The organism is Burkholderia sp. AU33545, from assembly GCF_020419685.1.
GTDB lineage: Bacteria > Pseudomonadota > Gammaproteobacteria > Burkholderiales > Burkholderiaceae > Burkholderia > Burkholderia diffusa.
In genome coordinates this window covers 400981-416651 of sequence record NZ_JAIZRQ010000003.1, presented here as the reverse complement: position 1 = coordinate 416651, position 15671 = coordinate 400981, and the positions used below count along the sequence as shown (strand labels likewise).

Here is a 15671-nt window from a genome sequence, read left to right as displayed (position 1 = left end):
CATCCGGCTCGGACACGGCGCGTGTCAGGCGACGGCCGCCACGTTGCCGCGCGACGGCGACGGCGACACGAGCGGCACGTCGAACACGTCGTAGCCGAACACCCACGACGGATCCTCGTCGGTGCGCAGCCAGGTGTTGTTGTGCGACACGAGCTGCACCTTCGACGCGCGTGCCGCGCGATTCGCCTCGTACAGCGCGAACGCGCCTGCGTGATCGCCGATGCCGACTTCGTCGAGACAGCGCGCGAGCATCGCCGCATCCTCGATCGCCATCGCCGCGCCCTGCGCCATGTGCGGCTTCATCGGATGACACGCATCGCCGAGCAGCACGAGACGGCCTCGGCTCCACAACGGAAGCGGGTCGCGTTCGAGCAGCGGCCACTTGGTGATCGAGGGCGACACGTCGATCAGATGCTGGATGTCGGCATGGAAACCCGCGAACGCTTCGCGCATTTCATCGCGGCTGCTGTCGACCATCGACACGCCTTCCGGCCACTCGGCCTGCGGCACGCCCGTCACGTAGTAGTACTCGTCGCGCTTCTCGGTCACGTAGTAGACCATCATGTGACGATCCTCCGACCACCACTTCACGCACATGTCGTACGGCTTGTTGCCGAGCAGCGATGCCGGGAACACCGCGCGATGCGCAACGTAGCCCGTATAGCGCGGCGGTTCCGCGCCAAGCAGATGCTCGCGAATCCGCGAATTCACGCCGTCCGCGCCGACGACGATGTCGGCCGTCTCGACGCTGCCGTCGGTGAATGTCAGGCGCACCGCGTCTCCGGTGTCCTCCACCGACGCGAGCCGCTTGCCGAAGCGGATCGTGCCGGGCGTCACCGCCTGCGTCATCAACGCATGGAAATCGCCGCGGTGCACGGTCAGGTAGCTCGCGCCATAGGTCGTGCGCGCGTAGTCGCCGAGCGGAATTTTCGACATCACGTCGGCCGTCCGCCAGTCGCGGCTGTACCAGCAATCCGGATGGGAACCCATCTTCTCCAGCGCGTCCTCGCAGCCGATGCGCCGCATGATCTTCATCACGTTCGGGCCGAGATGAATGCCCGCGCCGAGGCGCGAGAACGCCGGCGCCTGCTCGTAAAGCGCGACATCGTAGCCGCGGCGCTGCAGCAGCGCCGCGGCGGCCGTGCCGCCGAGACCGGCGCCGATGATTGCGATACGGGGTTTGCTCATGCGGATCTCCTGATCGTGAGCCCGTCGCCGAACGCGGTACGAGAACGGGCGGATTGAATAGCGTGTATGTAGCGTATACACTCAATTTATTCAGGACAAGCGGATTGTTTTTGGCAATCCCGTTATTCGGGAAAACACCAATAAATTCACGAATTCATACACTCATCAACGATGACGGTCGGACGGAAATCTTTTTGATCCATTGTCATTTTCAAATGTACACACTAGACTTTGCTCGAAACCAGGCGATCTCGCGCCAGCGTGCCGCCCCACTCTTACCGACACGGAGCCTCCCGTCATGAACAAGACCTACCGCATCGGCCAGATCGTGCCGAGTTCCAACACGACGATGGAAACCGAGATTCCCGCGATGTTGCGGTTGCGCGAGGCGATCCGGCCCGAGCGCTTCACGTATCACTCGAGCCGGATGCGGATGAAGAAGGTCGTCAAGGAAGAACTCGCGGCGATGGATGCCGAATCCGACCGCTGCGCGGTGGAGCTGAGCGATGCGCGCGTCGACGTGCTCGGCTACGCGTGCCTCGTCGCGATCATGGCGATGGGCCACGGCTATCACCGCGTGTCTCAGGCGCGCCTCACGAAGCACACGGCGGACAACGGCGCGCAGGCGCCCGTGCTGACGAGCGCGGGCGCGCTCGTCGACGCATTGAAGGTGATCGGTGCGAAGCGCATCGTGGTGGTCGCGCCGTACATGCTGCCGCTGACCGAACTCGTGGTCGACTACATCCGCAACGAAGGCTATGACGTGATCGCGTACCGCGCGCTCGAGATTCCCGACAACCTCGAAGTCGGCCGTCACGACCCGGCACGCCTGCCGGACATCGTGAAGACGCTGCCGTACCAGGACGCCGATGCGATTGTCCTGTCCGCGTGCGTGCAGATGCCGTCGCTGCCGGCGGTCGCGAAGGTCGAGGCGATGACGGGCAAGCCCGTGATCACGGCCGCGATCGCGACGACCTACGCGATGCTGCGCGAACTCGATCTCGAACCGGTCGTACCCGGCGCCGGCGCGCTGCTGTCCGGCGCGTACTGAGCATCCCGCCACTTCGGAGCCTCTCCATGCCCTCGACTTTCCTGTACGGCGCGAACGTCCGCGCGAACGGCATCCGCCAGCACTATCTGCACTACGGCGGCGCGACGGGCGCACGCGCGTCGCGCCCCGCGATCGTGCTGATTCCCGGCATCACGAGCCCCGCGATCACGTGGGGCTTCGTCGGCGACGTGTTCGGCGCGGCGTTCGACACCTATGTGCTCGACGTGCGCGGCCGCGGGCTGTCCGACGCGTCGCCGTCGCTCGACTACGGCCTCGACGCGCAGGCCGACGACGTCGCGGCGCTCGTCGCCGCACTCGGCCTGCCGCGCACGAGCCTCGTCGGCCATTCGATGGGCGCGCGGATCGCCGCGCGCGCGGCGCTGCGCGGCATCGGCGGGCTCGAGTCGGTCGTACTCGTCGATCCCCCGGTGTCGGGCCCGAACCGCCGCGACTATCCGGGCAAGCTGCCGTGGTACATCGACTCGATGGCGCTCGCGCGCGCCGGCACCGACGCCGAAGGGATGCGCGCGTTCTGCCCGACCTGGACCGATGCCGAACTGCAACTGCGCGCCGAATGGCTGCATACCTGCGACGAGCGCGCGGTGCGCACGTCATACGAAGGCTTCCACACCGACGACTTCCACGCGGATGCCGCGCGACTGACCGTGCCGTCGCTGCTGATCACGGCCGAGCGCGGCGACGTGGTGCGCGACGACGACGTCGCCGAACTGCAGCGCGCGACGCCGTCGATGCGGCACGTGCGCGTGCCCGACGCGGGCCACATGATTCCGTGGGACAACGCGGCGGGCTTCTACGCGGCGTTCGGCGATTTCCTCGGCGCGCCGCTCGCGGCCTGATCGCGCGGCGCCCGCCCCTTTCTTTCACGCCTTTACCGGAGCCGACGATGCCAGTCAGCGATACCCAACTGATCGACGCGTGGAAGCAGGTCCTCACGCTGTCGCGCCTCGAACCGGGCCAGACCGTCACGATCCTGACGAGCGCGGCCACCCATCCGCAGACGCTGTCGTGCGCGCTGATCGCGACGCAATCGATGGGCGCGATCGTCAACCGGCTCGACCTGCCGCCCGTCAATGGCGACAAAGCGTTCAGCCGGGACCCGCTCGCGTATCTCGGCACGACGCCGCTGACCGGCAACAAGGCCGCGATCGCCGCGCTGCGCGAGAGCGACCTCGTGCTCGACCTGATGACGCTGCTGTTCTCGCCCGAACAGCACGACATCCTGAAAGCGGGCACGAAGATCCTGCTCGCGGTCGAGCCGCCCGAGGTGCTGGTGCGCATGGTGCCGACGCTGGCCGACCGTACGCGCGTGCTCGCCGCTGCGAAAAAAATCGCTGCCGCGCGCGAGATGCGCGTGACGTCGGCCGCCGGCACCGCGCTGGTATGCCCGCTCGGCGAGTTTCCGCCGACGGCCGAATACGGCTTCGTCGACGCGCCGGGCCGCTGGGACCACTGGCCGAGCGGCTTCGCGCTGACCTACCCGAACGACCGCACCGCGCGCGGCACGATCGTGATCGACCGCGGCGACATCCTGCTGCCTCAGAAGCACTACGTGAGCGAGCCGATCGCGCTGACCGTCGAAGGCGGTTACGCAACGCGCATCGAAGGCGGCGTCGACGCCGACCTGCTGCGCGACTACATGGAAACCTTCGCCGACCCCGAAGGCTATGCGATCTCGCACATCGGCTGGGGGTTGCAGCCGCGCGCCCGCTGGTCGACGCTCGGCCTGTACGACCGCGAGGCGACGATCGGGATGGATGCGCGCGCGTTCGAAGGCAACTTCCTGTTCTCGCTCGGCCCGAACAACGAAGGCGGCGGCAGCCGCACGACGACCTGCCATATCGACATCCCGCTGCGCCGCTGCACGGTCGAGCTCGACGGCGAGACCGTCGTGCGCGAAGGCCGCGTGACCGACCAACCCGCCTGACAGACGAGTGCCCGACACCATGACCGATCTTTCCCACCACGCCGAAGCGAACGTCTACCGCCAGCAGGGTTTCGGCACGCCGCTGCCGCCGCACGGCAACATAGGGCTGCTGATCGTCGACTTCGTGGTCGGCTTCGCCGATCCCGCGACGTTCGGTGGCGGCAACATCGCGCCGGCGATCGCGCGCACGACGCGGGCGCTCGCGCTCGCGCGCGAACGCGGCTGGCCGGTCGCGCACAGCCGCATCGTGTATGCGGACGACGGCAGCGACGACAACGTGTTCTCACTGAAGGTGCCGGGCATGGCGACGCTGACCGAGCACCATCCGAACAGCGCGATCGTGCCCGAACTCGCGCCCGCCGCCGGCGAACTCGTCGTGCGCAAGACCGTGCCGTCGGCGTTCTTCGGCACGCAGCTCGCACCCTGGCTCGCGCAGCGTGCGGTACAAACGCTGCTCGTTGCCGGCGCGGTGACGAGCGGTTGCGTGCGCGCGAGTGTGGTCGACGCGATGTCGCACGGGTTCCGTCCGCTCGTGCTCGCAGATTGCGTCGGCGATCGCGCGATCGCGCCGCATGACGCGAACCTGTTCGACATGCAGCAGAAATACGCGGCCGTGATGCCGCTCGACGATGCGATCGCGGCAATCGATGCCGTGCGTGCGCGCTGAGCCACCGCGCCGCGCGGGCGGCGGCCTGGCCGTCGCCCGCCCCCCCTCACCCGCCCGTGATTGACGCTGAGGTTTTGGCGACCTAGATTGACCGCGTGCGCCGTCGCGCAAGCCCAGGCCGTCACCCCGCGCGCGGCACGCCGCGTCCGCGCACCAAAGCCCGCGCGCCCGCCGACCGCCCCTCCCCGACAGGACACCTCGATCGTGAACCGCTCCGAACTGCTTGCGCGCGACGGCTGCCTGACCGTGATCCGGCCACCCGCGCCGCCCGTCAAGCCGGCGCCCGGCCAACCGGGCAGCCTGTCTTCGTACGTGCCGGCGCTGCCTGAGGTGTTCGTCGCGATTCTCGACGACGGACGCATCCTCGCGTTCAACGGCCACGTCGATCTCGGCACCGGCATTCGCACGTCGCTCGCGCAGATCGTTGCCGAGGAACTCGACGTGCCGCCCGCGCGCGTGACGATGGTGCTCGGAGATACGGCCGCGACACCGAACCAGGGTCCGACCATCGCGAGCGCGACAATCCAGATTTCCGCGACGCCGCTGCGTTGCGCGGCCGCGCAGGCACGGCACGCATTGCTGGCGCTGGCCGCCGAGCGTTTCGCCGTCGACCTCGCGCAGTTGAGCATCGACGACGGAACGATCTCCGCGCCGGCACACGGGCACGCCGCGACGTTCGCCGCGCTCGTCGCGGGGCACCGCGTCACGCTGACGCTCGACCCGGGCGCCCGCACGAAGGACCCCGCCCACTACCGGATCGTCGGCCGATCGTCGCCGCGCGTCGACCTGCCCGCGAAAGCAACGGGCCAGCTCACGTTCGTGCATGACATGCGCGTGCCGGGCATGCTGCATGGCCGCGTCGTGCGGCCGCCGTATGCGGGCCACGACAGCGGCGCGTTCGTCGGCACGTCGCTGGTCGACGTCGATCGCGCGTCGGTCGCCGACGTGCCGGGGCTCGTCGCGGTCGTCGCGATCGGTGATTTCGTCGGCGTCGTCGCCGAGCGCGAGGAACACGCGATCCGCGCGGCGCGCCAGCTGCGCGTCACGTGGCGGCCGCATCCCGCGCTGCCGCCGCTCGATACGCCCGCGGCCGCGATCGCCGCCGCGCCCGCGCAACGCCGCGTGCTGCTCGACGAAGGCGATGTCGACGCGGCACGCACGCAACCCGACACGATCACGGTGTCGCGCACCTATGCATGGCCGTTCCAGATGCACGGCTCGATCGGCCCGTCGTGCGCGCTCGCCGACTATCGCGCGCCGGGCGACGGCCGGATCACCGTATGGTCCGGCACGCAGAACCCCGTATCGCTGCGCTACGACCTCGCGACGCTCGTGGCGCGCGACGAGGCCGATTTCGACATCGTGCGAATGGAAGCAGCCGGCTGCTACGGCCGCAACGGCGCGGACGACGTATGCGGCGACGCGTTGCTGCTGTCGCGCGCGGTCGGCCGTCCGGTGCGCGTGCAACTGTCACGCGCGGACGAACATCTGTGGGAACCGAAGGGCGCCGGGCAATTGATGCGGGTGACGGGCACCGTGACGCGCGACGGCCGCCTGCTGGGCTACGACTTCACGACCCGCTATCCGTCGAACGACGCGCCGCTCCTCGCGACGCTCCTGACCGGCGCGATCGCACCCGAGCCGCGCGTATTCGAGATGGGCGACCGCACGGCCGTGTCGCCGTATGAAAGCCCGAACCGTCGCATAGTCTGCGAGGATCTCGCGCCGCTCGTGCGCGCATCGTGGCTGCGTGGCGTGTCGGCGTTGCCGAACTCGTTCGCGCACGACGCGTTCGTCGACGAATGCGCGGCGCTGGCCGACATCGATCCGCTCGCGTTCCGGCTTCGGCATCTCAAGGACACGCGCGCGAGCGAACTGCTGCAGGCCGTGGCCGATCGCGCGGGCTGGACGCCGCGCGCGGGCCGCAACCATGAACACGACGGATCGCGCGTCGTGCGCGGACGCGGCGTCGCGTATGCGCGCTACGTGCACAGTCGCTTCCCCGGTTTCGGCGCGGCATGGTCCGCATGGATCGTCGACCTGAGCGTCGATCGCGTGTCCGGCGAAATCCGCATCGAACGCGTGACGGTCGGCCAGGACACCGGCACGATGATCAACCCGGACGGCGTGCGCCACCAGATTCACGGCAACGTGATCCAGGTATTGAGCCGCACGCTGAAGGAGCGTGTGCGGTTTGCCGAAGGCAAGGTCGCGTCGCGGGAATGGGCAAGCTATCCGATCCTGACGTTCGACGAAGTGCCGGAGGTCGACGTGGTGCTGATGCCGCGGCAAGGCGAGCCGCCGCTCGGCGCGGGCGAATCGGCGTCGGTGCCGGGGCCCGCCGCCGTCGCGAACGCGCTGTTCGACGCGACCGGCGTGCGCTTCTACGCGCCGCCGTTCACGCCCGAGACGGTGCGCGCCGCGCTTCGCGAGGCCGGCCGGCTTCCCGGTATGAAAGCGCCTGTCGCAGCACGCGCCGTGTAAGGGTGGTATGCGTCGAGGGCTGGACCGCGCCGCGCGTCACGCGTCGCCGTCGGCCTCCATCATCTTGCGCAGCAGGTACTGCAATGCGACGCGCTCGCCCGGATTGAGCGGCCCGTACGTGCGCTCGGTCACCTGCCGCGCGAACGGCACCGTGCGGTCGATCAGCGCGAGGCCTGCCGCGGTCGCGCGCACGATCAGCTTGCGGCCGTCGTTCGGGTCGGGCAGCACCTCGATCAGCGCGCGCGTCTTCAACCGATCGACGACGCCGCGGATCGTCGCCTGGTCGATCGCGGTCGCCTTGACGATGTCGTTCAGCGAACACGCCTGCTTTTCCTTGACCGCGCACAGCGCGACGAACTGCGCTGCCGTCAGGTCCGAATCGGGGATCGCTTCCTGGAAGATCGCAACGTGCCGCTGGTAGGCGCGGCGCAGCAGGTGCCCGACCTGGTCGTGAAAGTCGTAGGAATCCTTGGAAGACGCCATGAAGATGAAGGCCCGCGCGGCATGAATGAGAAAGGCAAGCAGTGTACACCCTCAAATCGGCACGATCGTTCGCGCGCCGGCCGCTTCGTTGCGGTACGTCAGGTTCGTCGCGCCCTTTCCGTCTTTCACCTGACGATTGCCCGACCGTGCAGGCCCGCTCACGAACATCGCACCGCGGGGCCAGCCATTCGCGCCGTTCGGCGGGTCGCCGGATGCACGAAGCCGGGCGCACGTATGCGCAGCGTCAGAGCACTTGCGTGCATACACTTCACTTTTGAGTGCACACGCACGAATTTCGTGCATCCGGACCCGTTCATGACGCTCACGGAGATACGTGCATTTTTCCGAATAATTCCCCGAAAAACATGAGGTTTATCCGGCCCATCGAGCGATTTTCATCCATCCGTTTTCATGCCTGTGCGATTCCGTATTTTCTAGTGTGTACGCTATGTAATTGGCGTGCTATACAGACTCCAGCGCGCGGTGAATCTTCGCTCGCGTCGAACGGCCACCCACTTCATCCGTCACATTCGAACAGGGGCAATCCCATGTCTACCGCACACCCGAGCGCCGCCGTCTCCGCCGACGACACGCTGCACGGCGCGCTCTACCGCAAGGTCACGCTGCGCCTGATCACGCTGTTCTGCCTGTGCTATTTCGCGGCCTATCTCGACCGCATCAACATCGGGCTCGCGAAGCTGCAGATGCTCGACGCGCTGAAGTTCAGCGACACCGTGTACGGGCTCGGCGCCGGCCTGTTCTTCGGCGGCTACATCCTGTTCGAAGTCCCGAGCAACCTGGTGCTGCAGCGCGTCGGCGCGAAACTGTGGATCGCGCGGATCATGATCACGTGGGGCCTGCTGTCGGGCGCGACGATGTTCGTGCAGACGCCGATGCAGTTTTACGTCGTGCGCTTCCTGCTCGGTGCCGCCGAAGCCGGCTTCCTGCCCGGCGTGCTGTTGTACCTGACGCAGTGGTATCCCGATGCGCGCCGCGCGCGGATCGTCGCGCTGTTCATGGTCGGCCTGCCGTTGTCGAGCATGATCGGCAGCCCGATTTCCGGCTGGATCATGCGCGCGTTCGACGGCGCGCACGGGCTCGGCGGCTGGCAGTGGCTGTTCCTGCTCGAGGCATTGCCGTCGGTGCTGCTCGGCTTCGCGGTACTGCGCTGGCTGCCCAACGGCATCGAAACCGCGCACTGGCTGAACGCCGACGAAAAGCGCGCGCTGCGCGCGAACCTCGACGCCGACCCGTCCGGCAACAAGAGCCATGCGCTCGGCCGCGCGTTCACCGACCCGAAGGTGTGGGCGCTCGGCCTCATCGACCTGTGCGTGCTGCTCGGGCTGTATGCGGTGAGCTTCTGGCTGCCGACGATCCTGCGCGACACCGGTGTGAAGGACGCGTATCACATCGGCTGGCTGATGGTGATCCCCAATGCCGCGGCCGTGCTCGCGACGCTATATTGCGGCGCGAGCTCCGACCGTGCGCGTGAGCGCCGCTGGCATATCGTCGTGCCGTTCCTGGTGTCGGCCGTCGCGCTCGCACTTGCCGCCGCGTCGTCGCACGGCACGCTCGCGACCGTGCTGCTGTTCTCGTTGATCAACGCGGGCGCGGCCGCCGCGATGCCGGTCGTCTGGGCGTTGCCGTCCACGTTCCTGAAGGGCTCGGCCGCGGCCGGCGGGATCGCGTTCGCATGCTCGATCGCAAACCTCGGCGGCTTCGGCAGCACTTATTTCATCGGCTGGCTGCGCGACACGTTCCACTCGCAAAGCGCGGGACTGTATGGCTTCGCCGCATGCATGCTGGTCGGTTGCGCACTCGCGCTCGCGTATCCGGCGAAGCTCGTGAATCGCTGATGCACATCACGCGCGCGGCGCCGCCAGGTCGTCGCGCGACTGCACGATTCTCCCCATATCGATGCGCGCGCAACGATACGCGCGAAAATCGTCGCCCGCAGCGCACAACGGTCGACGTTTGAAACGCCCTTGCGGTGCGCGTCGCTCTCTCGCTGGTTGCATCGCCTTTTTACAAGCATGCAACCCGGACTCGCACGATCCGGCACGGCACGCCACTGCACTGCGTGCCACACCTTCGCCATACGGGCGCGCGCACCGATTCCGTCGCGCGGGCACGTCGCTTGCGACATCCGTGCGCCCGCCACCCCGGCGGACGGCAATTCCTTCCTTCAATCCGGCGCTGCGTACCGCGCGATGCCTCGCGCGGCAATACCGCATCGCAATCAGGCTCCCTGAACGAGAGGACGACAATGAAATCCATTCGAACGATAGTGGCCCTGTGCTCGGTCATTTCCGTGCTCGCGGCATGCGGCGGAGACGGCAACGACGTCGGCACCGAACTCGGCATCTCGAAACCGCAGGCGCGCTTCATCAACGCGGTGCCGGCCGGCCCGAATCTCGATTACTACCTGAATGCGAAGGTCGACGCGTCGGGTGTCGCGTACAAGGGCGTGACCCGCTATCACGACATCGACTCGGGAACGACGACCGCAAGCTACGACATCTCGGGCACGACCGCGACGGTCGCGTCGCAATCCTTCGGCGCGGCGAACGGCCATCACTACACCACGATCGCGTTGCCGAGCACGTCGTCGGCGATTTCGGTGATCGACGATCCGTTCGACAAGAAGCTCCTGTCCGACAAGGCGCGCGTGCGCAGCTTCAACGCGTCGCCGAACGCGCAGAACGTCGACGTGTACGTCGTGCCTCCCGGCACCGACATCAACGCGCAAAGCCCGACGCTGGCGGGCGCGGCGTATCAGAACGCCGTGCCGGCCTCCGGACAGGATTCGATCTACCTGAACGGCGGCAGCTACCAGGTGATCGTCACGACGGCCGGCAGCAAGACGCCGATCCTGAAGACCGCGCCCGTGAGCATCAACAACAACGCCGACTGGCTGCTGGTGACGATTCCGTCGGGCGGCATCGGCGACGTGACACCGAACGACGTCCACGTGCTCGTTGCGCAAGGCAACGATGCGGACACGTCCGCGCAGGAACTCGGCCCGCAGTAATGGCCATCGGCGGACCGCCGGCCGGCGGTCCGCCCGGCACCCGTCGATACGTCAGTCGGTCCGCTCGAGGCGGATCACGTGCTCGGCCCGTGTGCTGTCGCCATGCTCGACATCGACGTCGCCGACATACCGGACGCGCCAGCCCGGCCGCGTCGCGATCTGCGGCACGTTACCGCCCGGCCGGCTCTCGATCCCGCCGAGCCCTTCGTCGGGCGTGTCGACCGCGTCGTCGAGCGACGCGTTCGAATAGATCACGTTGTCGTGCCACTCGGTCGCGCCTGCGCGCGCCTCCAGGCCCTTGCCGTCGACGTCGACCGTGTTGTCCGTCATCGCCATGTTGGCGTTGTCCAGCGTGACGATCCGGCCGGCCGCGCGACGCACGGGGTCGCCGCTGTCGACCGCATGTGCGTCGACGTCGATCGGCGGCAGGCCGGTCGGCATTTTCGCCGCGACCGCCTCCGGCGTCAGCGGCCGCTTCGCGACCTCGGCAGCCTGGGTCGCCGCATCCGGCATGTCGCCGGCCGCCGGCGTCTTCACCGGGCTCTTCTCGATCTGTTCTCGCTGCTGTTCCGGGGTTGGATTCGATTCCGCGTTCTGCATCGCACCTCCTGCTCCCGACGGCGTGCGCCGGCATGACGCAGCCGGCGCCGCGCCGGGAATCGCTACAACGGTCCTTGCAAATCTTTCACGCGCGGCGCACTGTCCGCGCGTCCTGGGACGCACGTACCGAGCCGCAATGCCGCCACGGCGGCACACGGGCAACCTGCCCGCGCACGCCGCGCGCACCCGCCGATCAGCCGCCGCTTGCGCCCGTTGGCGCGGATGCCGCGCCCGGCATGCTCGCCTCGCCGCCGGCCGCGCCGCTGCCCGGCATGCCCGACGGTGCGGTGGACGGCGCCGGCGCCATGCCGCCGGTGGCGCTCGTGTCCGAACTCGCGCCGGTGCCCGTGTCGCTCTTTTTCTGACAACCCGCACCCGCTGCCAGACCGGCGATCAGGATGCCGGCGAAGACGGCCCGCGATACGTGACGAATGGAATATCGCTGCATGACACCTCCGCTGATGTCGATGTGGATGGAACCCGCCGATACGCAATTCGCATGCCTCGCCGCCGATCCAGCCCCATTCATTTTTCAAATGACGCCTACCCGAATATTTAATTTCCCATCGCCGTGCCCGCCGCCCATACTCGCGAACAAATCCGAGACATAACGTCCACGGCGGCCGGGCCCGCGCTGCGTGCACACGCTGCCGGTTCGCGCCCCGCACATGGAAGGAGACAAGGCGTGCAACTGGAAGCCACCCACCGCGCGGGCATCGTGCCCGGCGCGGACGACGCATTGCATCGAACCGATACGGCCACGCGCGATCTCGCGCTGAGCCCGCGACTACACAATGCCGACCTTGCGCCCACCAAGGCCGAGGGCCGCACCTGGGGCCGCTACAGCATCTTCGCGCTGTGGACCAACGACGTGCACAACATCGCGAACTACTCGTTCGCGATCGGACTGTTCGCGCTCGGCCTGTCGGGCTGGCAGATGCTCGCGTCGCTCGCGATCGGCGCCGTGCTCGTGTATTGCTTCATGAACCTCACCGGCTACATGGGCCAGAAGACCGGCGTGCCGTTCCCGGTTATCAGCCGGATGAGCTTCGGCATCTACGGCGCGCTCTTGCCCGCGATGATCCGCGCGGTGATCGCGATCGCATGGTTCGGAATCCAGACCTATCTCGCATCGGTCGTGCTGCGCGTGCTGCTCACCGCGATCTGGCCAGGCCTCGCCGCCTTCGACCAGGATGCGATCCTCGGGCTGTCCACGCTCGGCTGGATCACGTTCGTCGCGATCTGGCTGGTGCAGATCGGCATCCTCGCTTACGGGATGGAGATGGTCCGCAAGTACGAGGGGCTCGCCGGCCCGGTCATTCTCGTCACGACGCTGTCGCTTGCCGCATGGATGTTCAGCCGCACCGGCGGCCATCTTGCAATGTCGATCGGCAAGCCGATGACCGGCCTGAAGATGTGGATCGAGGTGTTCGCGGGCGGCTCGCTGTGGCTCGCGATCTACGGCACGCTGGTGCTCAACTTCTGCGATTTCGCGCGCTCGTCGCCGAGTGCGAAGACGGTGCGGGTCGGCAACTTCTGGGGCCTGCCGGTGAACATCCTGGTGTTCGCGGCGATCAGCTTCGTGCTCGCGGGCGCGCAGTTCAAGCTGAACGGCCAGATCATCCACAGCCCGACGGAAATCATCGCGACGGTGCCGAACAAGCTGTTCCTCGTGCTCGGCTGCCTCGCCTTCCTGATCGTGACAGTCGCGGTGAACATCATGGCGAACTTCGTCGCACCGGCCTTCGTGCTGACGAGCCTCGCGCCCCACCGCCTGACGTTCCGCCGCGCAGGCTTGATCAGCGCGACGGTCGCGGTGCTGATCCTGCCGTGGAACCTGTACAACAGCCCGGTCGTGATCGTCTATTTCCTGTCCGGCCTCGGCGCGCTGCTCGGCCCGCTGTACGGCATCATCACGGTCGACTACTGGCTCGTGCGCAAGCAGCGCGTGAACGTGCCGGATCTCTATACCGAAGCGCCGACCGGCGCCTATTTCCATACGCACGGCGTGAACCGCAAGGCGCTTGCGGCCCTCGTGCCGTCCGCGCTGATCTCGATCACGCTCGCCGTCGTGCCGGCCTTCAGCGCGATGACGCCGTTCTCCTGGCTGCTCGGCGCGGCCATCGCGGGCAGCGTGTACTGGCTGACGGCCGATCGCAAACGGCAATACGAGGAGCGCTCGGGCGAACACATCGCGGTCGCCTGCGCCCGACACTGAACGCAGCAGACGGAGTGCACCGATGAGAATCCTGGTAGTCAACGTCAACACGACCGAATCGATCACCGACGCCATCGCCGCGCAGGCGCGCGCCGCCGCATCGCCCGGCACGGAGATCGTCGGGCTGACGCCGCGCTTCGGCGCGGAGTCGGTCGAGGGCAACTTCGAGAGCTACCTCGCGGCGATCGCCGTGATGGACCGCGTGTTGAGCTACGACGAGCCATACGACGCGGTGATCCAGGCCGGCTACGGCGAACACGGCCGCGAAGGGCTGCAGGAACTGCTGACGGTGCCCGTCGTCGACATCACCGAAGCGGCCGCGAGCGTCGCGATGCTGCTCGGCCACCGCTATTCGGTCGTCACGACGCTCGACCGCACGGTGCCGCTGATCGAGGATCGCCTGAAGCTCGCCGGACTCGATGCGCGTTGCGCATCGGTGCGCGCGAGCGGTCTCGCGGTGCTCGAACTCGAGGAAAACCCGGCCCGCGCGATCGAGTCGATCGTCAACCAGGCCGCGCGCGCGGTGAAGGACGATCACGCGGAAGTGATCTGCCTCGGCTGCGGCGGGATGGCCGGCCTCGACCGACAGATCGAGGAATGCACGGGCGTGCCCGTCGTCGACGGCGTGTCGGCCGCGGTCGCCCTCGCCGAGTCGCTGGTGCGCCTGAAGCTGAAGACGTCGAAGGTGCGCACGTATGCGCCGCCGCGTCCGAAGCGGATCGTCGGCTGGCCGGGCACCTTCGCCAGATGACGGGCCGCGCAAACGCGTAGCGACATGCGGGACGCACCGGAGCCGAACGGCCTTGCCCTCGACGCGTCCGACGCAACGGGCGCGCTCGACGTGCTGGACGCGCGGCTGATGCGCATCCTGCTCGTGCTGCTCACCGAGCGCACCGTGTCGCGCGCAGCCGTGCGGCTGAACATGTCGCAGCCGGCGACGAGCGCCGCGCTCAAGCGCCTGCGCACGCTGCTCGGCGATCCGCTGCTGGTGCGCAGCCGCTACGGGATGGTGCCGACCGAGTTCGGCGCGCGGCTGATCGAGCCGCTGCGCAACGCGCTGCGCGTGATCGACTTCATCCGCATCCAGCAGCCGACCTTCGACGCGCGCACGTCGGTGCGCACCTACCGGATCGGCTGCCCCGACTATCTGAACGTGCTGTTCGTGCCGAAGCTCGTCGCGCTGTTGCGCGAACGCGCACCGAACGCGCAGCTCGTGTTCCATCCGCTCGGCGACGGCTTCGACGACGAACGGGCACTCGCCGATGGCGAGCTCGACGTCGTGATCGACAACCGCCCCGCCCGCTCGTCGCGGTTCCGGCAGGACGACCTGTTCGACGATCGCGTCGTGTGCCTGATGCGCGCGACGCATCCGCTCGCGCGGCGCGGCGCGATGACGGCCGCCGAATTCGCGCAGGCGCCGCAGCTGTGCCCGACGCCGTCGTGGCTCGAAGCATCCGGCGCGATCGACCGGCAGCTCGAACGCGTCGGCCTGCAGCGGCGGATCGTCGTCACGCTGCCGCACTTCGAACTCGCCGCGCATGCGCTGGTGCGCTCCGACCTGATCCTGACCACCACGTACCGGCTCGCGCGCCACTACGCGAAGCTGCTGCCGCTCGGCGCGGTTGCGCTGCCGGCCGAGCCGCCCGACATCGTGTACCGGATGACGTGGAACGAATCGGGATCGTGCGTCGACGGCGTGCGCTGGCTGCGCGCACTGATCGCCGAAGCGACGCGCAACTGGCTCGACGCGGAGGCCGCACAGCCGTCCGTTGCGGCGGTCGCCGCGAACGTGGACGCGGATGCGGACGCGCGAACGAACGCGCCGATCGCCGACGCCCCGCCCGAACCGACGCGGCGCACACGCCGCCGGCAGGCGACGCATTGCGGTACATCGCAGCGATCGCGCGTCGCGCGCGCGGCGCGCATCCATCGCCTCGCGACGAAGCCGCGCTGAATCGCACGCTCGATGGCTCGGCGCCGTCGCGTGCAACGGGGGGGCGCGTA

14 protein-coding genes are annotated in these 15671 nt (G+C 68.1%); 11 read left to right on the top strand and 3 right to left on the bottom strand.

Annotation, left to right across the window (positions count from 1 at the left end; translation table 11 throughout):
• Window positions 1–24: 24 nt before the first annotated feature.
• Window positions 25–1188, bottom strand: coding sequence for an FAD-dependent monooxygenase (locus tag LGM71_RS11975; RefSeq protein ID WP_226114930.1), 1164 nt, complete (start codon window positions 1186–1188; stop codon window positions 25–27).
• Between the two features lie 298 nt (window positions 1189–1486).
• On the opposite strand from LGM71_RS11975, the gene LGM71_RS11970 reads away from it, so the two are divergent.
• From LGM71_RS11970 to LGM71_RS11950, 5 genes are all read left to right on the top strand, one after another.
• A complete protein-coding gene (locus LGM71_RS11970; RefSeq protein ID WP_174908265.1) occupies window positions 1487–2239 on the top strand; it encodes an Asp/Glu racemase in 753 nt (250 codons plus the stop codon).
• A gap of 26 nt (window positions 2240–2265) precedes the next feature.
• Window positions 2266–3096: an alpha/beta fold hydrolase gene (locus tag LGM71_RS11965; RefSeq protein WP_226114929.1), complete on the top strand. Its 831-nt coding sequence runs from the start codon at window positions 2266–2268 to the stop codon at window positions 3094–3096.
• A 47-nt stretch (window positions 3097–3143) separates the two neighbouring features.
• Window positions 3144–4184, top strand: coding sequence for a hypothetical protein (locus LGM71_RS11960; protein WP_059598778.1), 1041 nt, complete (start codon window positions 3144–3146; stop codon window positions 4182–4184).
• A 19-nt stretch (window positions 4185–4203) separates the two neighbouring features.
• Window positions 4204–4851: an isochorismatase family protein gene (locus LGM71_RS11955; protein WP_226114928.1), complete on the top strand. Its 648-nt coding sequence runs from the start codon at window positions 4204–4206 to the stop codon at window positions 4849–4851.
• 204 nt (window positions 4852–5055) lie between these two features.
• Window positions 5056–7335 carry a xanthine dehydrogenase family protein molybdopterin-binding subunit gene (locus LGM71_RS11950; RefSeq protein WP_226114927.1) on the top strand — a complete coding sequence of 760 codons (2280 nt, stop codon included), beginning with the start codon at window positions 5056–5058 and terminating at the stop codon, window positions 7333–7335.
• A 36-nt stretch (window positions 7336–7371) separates the two neighbouring features.
• Here the strand turns inward: LGM71_RS11950 and LGM71_RS11945 are convergent, their stop codons facing one another.
• Complete coding sequence (locus tag LGM71_RS11945) at window positions 7372–7818, bottom strand: MarR family winged helix-turn-helix transcriptional regulator (RefSeq protein WP_059598821.1); 447 nt, start codon at window positions 7816–7818, stop codon at window positions 7372–7374.
• Between the two features lie 548 nt (window positions 7819–8366).
• On the opposite strand from LGM71_RS11945, the gene LGM71_RS11940 reads away from it, so the two are divergent.
• Entirely contained in the window at window positions 8367–9674 is a 1308-nt protein-coding gene (locus LGM71_RS11940; protein WP_226114926.1) for an MFS transporter, read from the top strand.
• A 410-nt stretch (window positions 9675–10084) separates the two neighbouring features.
• Window positions 10085–10849 (top strand): DUF4397 domain-containing protein, encoded by a 765-nt coding sequence (locus LGM71_RS11935; protein ID WP_059598774.1) that lies wholly within the window; start codon window positions 10085–10087, stop codon window positions 10847–10849.
• 51 nt (window positions 10850–10900) lie between these two features.
• On the opposite strand, the gene LGM71_RS11930 is transcribed toward LGM71_RS11935, so the two are convergent.
• Window positions 10901–11449, bottom strand: coding sequence for a DUF3005 domain-containing protein (locus LGM71_RS11930; RefSeq protein ID WP_124628370.1), 549 nt, complete (start codon window positions 11447–11449; stop codon window positions 10901–10903).
• 32 nt (window positions 11450–11481) lie between these two features.
• Between LGM71_RS11930 and LGM71_RS11925 the strand changes: the two genes are divergently transcribed.
• The 4 genes from LGM71_RS11925 (at window position 11482) to LGM71_RS11910 (ending at window position 15621) form a co-directional block, all read left to right on the top strand.
• Window positions 11482–11814 (top strand): hypothetical protein, encoded by a 333-nt coding sequence (locus LGM71_RS11925; RefSeq protein ID WP_226114925.1) that lies wholly within the window; start codon window positions 11482–11484, stop codon window positions 11812–11814.
• A 320-nt stretch (window positions 11815–12134) separates the two neighbouring features.
• Window positions 12135–13667, top strand: a complete 1533-nt coding sequence (locus tag LGM71_RS11920) for an NCS1 family nucleobase:cation symporter-1 (RefSeq protein ID WP_226114924.1) — start codon at window positions 12135–12137, stop codon at window positions 13665–13667.
• A 22-nt stretch (window positions 13668–13689) separates the two neighbouring features.
• Window positions 13690–14418, top strand: coding sequence for an aspartate/glutamate racemase family protein (locus tag LGM71_RS11915; RefSeq protein WP_226114923.1), 729 nt, complete (start codon window positions 13690–13692; stop codon window positions 14416–14418).
• Window positions 14419–14442: 24 nt separating this feature from the next.
• Window positions 14443–15621, top strand: coding sequence for a LysR family transcriptional regulator (locus tag LGM71_RS11910; protein WP_226114922.1), 1179 nt, complete (start codon window positions 14443–14445; stop codon window positions 15619–15621).
• Window positions 15622–15671 lie beyond the last annotated feature (50 nt).

Excerpts from the sequence above, each read along its gene's own strand:
- LGM71_RS11975 (WP_226114930.1), bottom strand. The coding sequence starts at position 1,188 with ATGAGCAAACCCCGTATCGCAATCATCGGCGCCGGTCTCGGCGGCACG.
- LGM71_RS11970 (WP_174908265.1), top strand. The coding sequence starts at position 1,487 with ATGAACAAGACCTACCGCATCGGCCAGATCGTGCCGAGTTCCAACACG.
- LGM71_RS11965 (WP_226114929.1), top strand. The coding sequence starts at position 2,266 with ATGCCCTCGACTTTCCTGTACGGCGCGAACGTCCGCGCGAACGGCATC.
- LGM71_RS11960 (WP_059598778.1), top strand. The coding sequence starts at position 3,144 with ATGCCAGTCAGCGATACCCAACTGATCGACGCGTGGAAGCAGGTCCTC.
- LGM71_RS11955 (WP_226114928.1), top strand. The coding sequence starts at position 4,204 with ATGACCGATCTTTCCCACCACGCCGAAGCGAACGTCTACCGCCAGCAG.
- LGM71_RS11945 (WP_059598821.1), bottom strand. The coding sequence starts at position 7,818 with ATGGCGTCTTCCAAGGATTCCTACGACTTTCACGACCAGGTCGGGCAC.
- LGM71_RS11940 (WP_226114926.1), top strand. The coding sequence starts at position 8,367 with ATGTCTACCGCACACCCGAGCGCCGCCGTCTCCGCCGACGACACGCTG.
- LGM71_RS11935 (WP_059598774.1), top strand. The coding sequence starts at position 10,085 with ATGAAATCCATTCGAACGATAGTGGCCCTGTGCTCGGTCATTTCCGTG.
- LGM71_RS11930 (WP_124628370.1), bottom strand. The coding sequence starts at position 11,449 with ATGCAGAACGCGGAATCGAATCCAACCCCGGAACAGCAGCGAGAACAG.
- LGM71_RS11925 (WP_226114925.1), top strand. The coding sequence starts at position 11,482 with ATGACGCAGCCGGCGCCGCGCCGGGAATCGCTACAACGGTCCTTGCAA.
- LGM71_RS11915 (WP_226114923.1), top strand. The coding sequence starts at position 13,690 with ATGAGAATCCTGGTAGTCAACGTCAACACGACCGAATCGATCACCGAC.
- LGM71_RS11910 (WP_226114922.1), top strand. The coding sequence starts at position 14,443 with ATGCGGGACGCACCGGAGCCGAACGGCCTTGCCCTCGACGCGTCCGAC.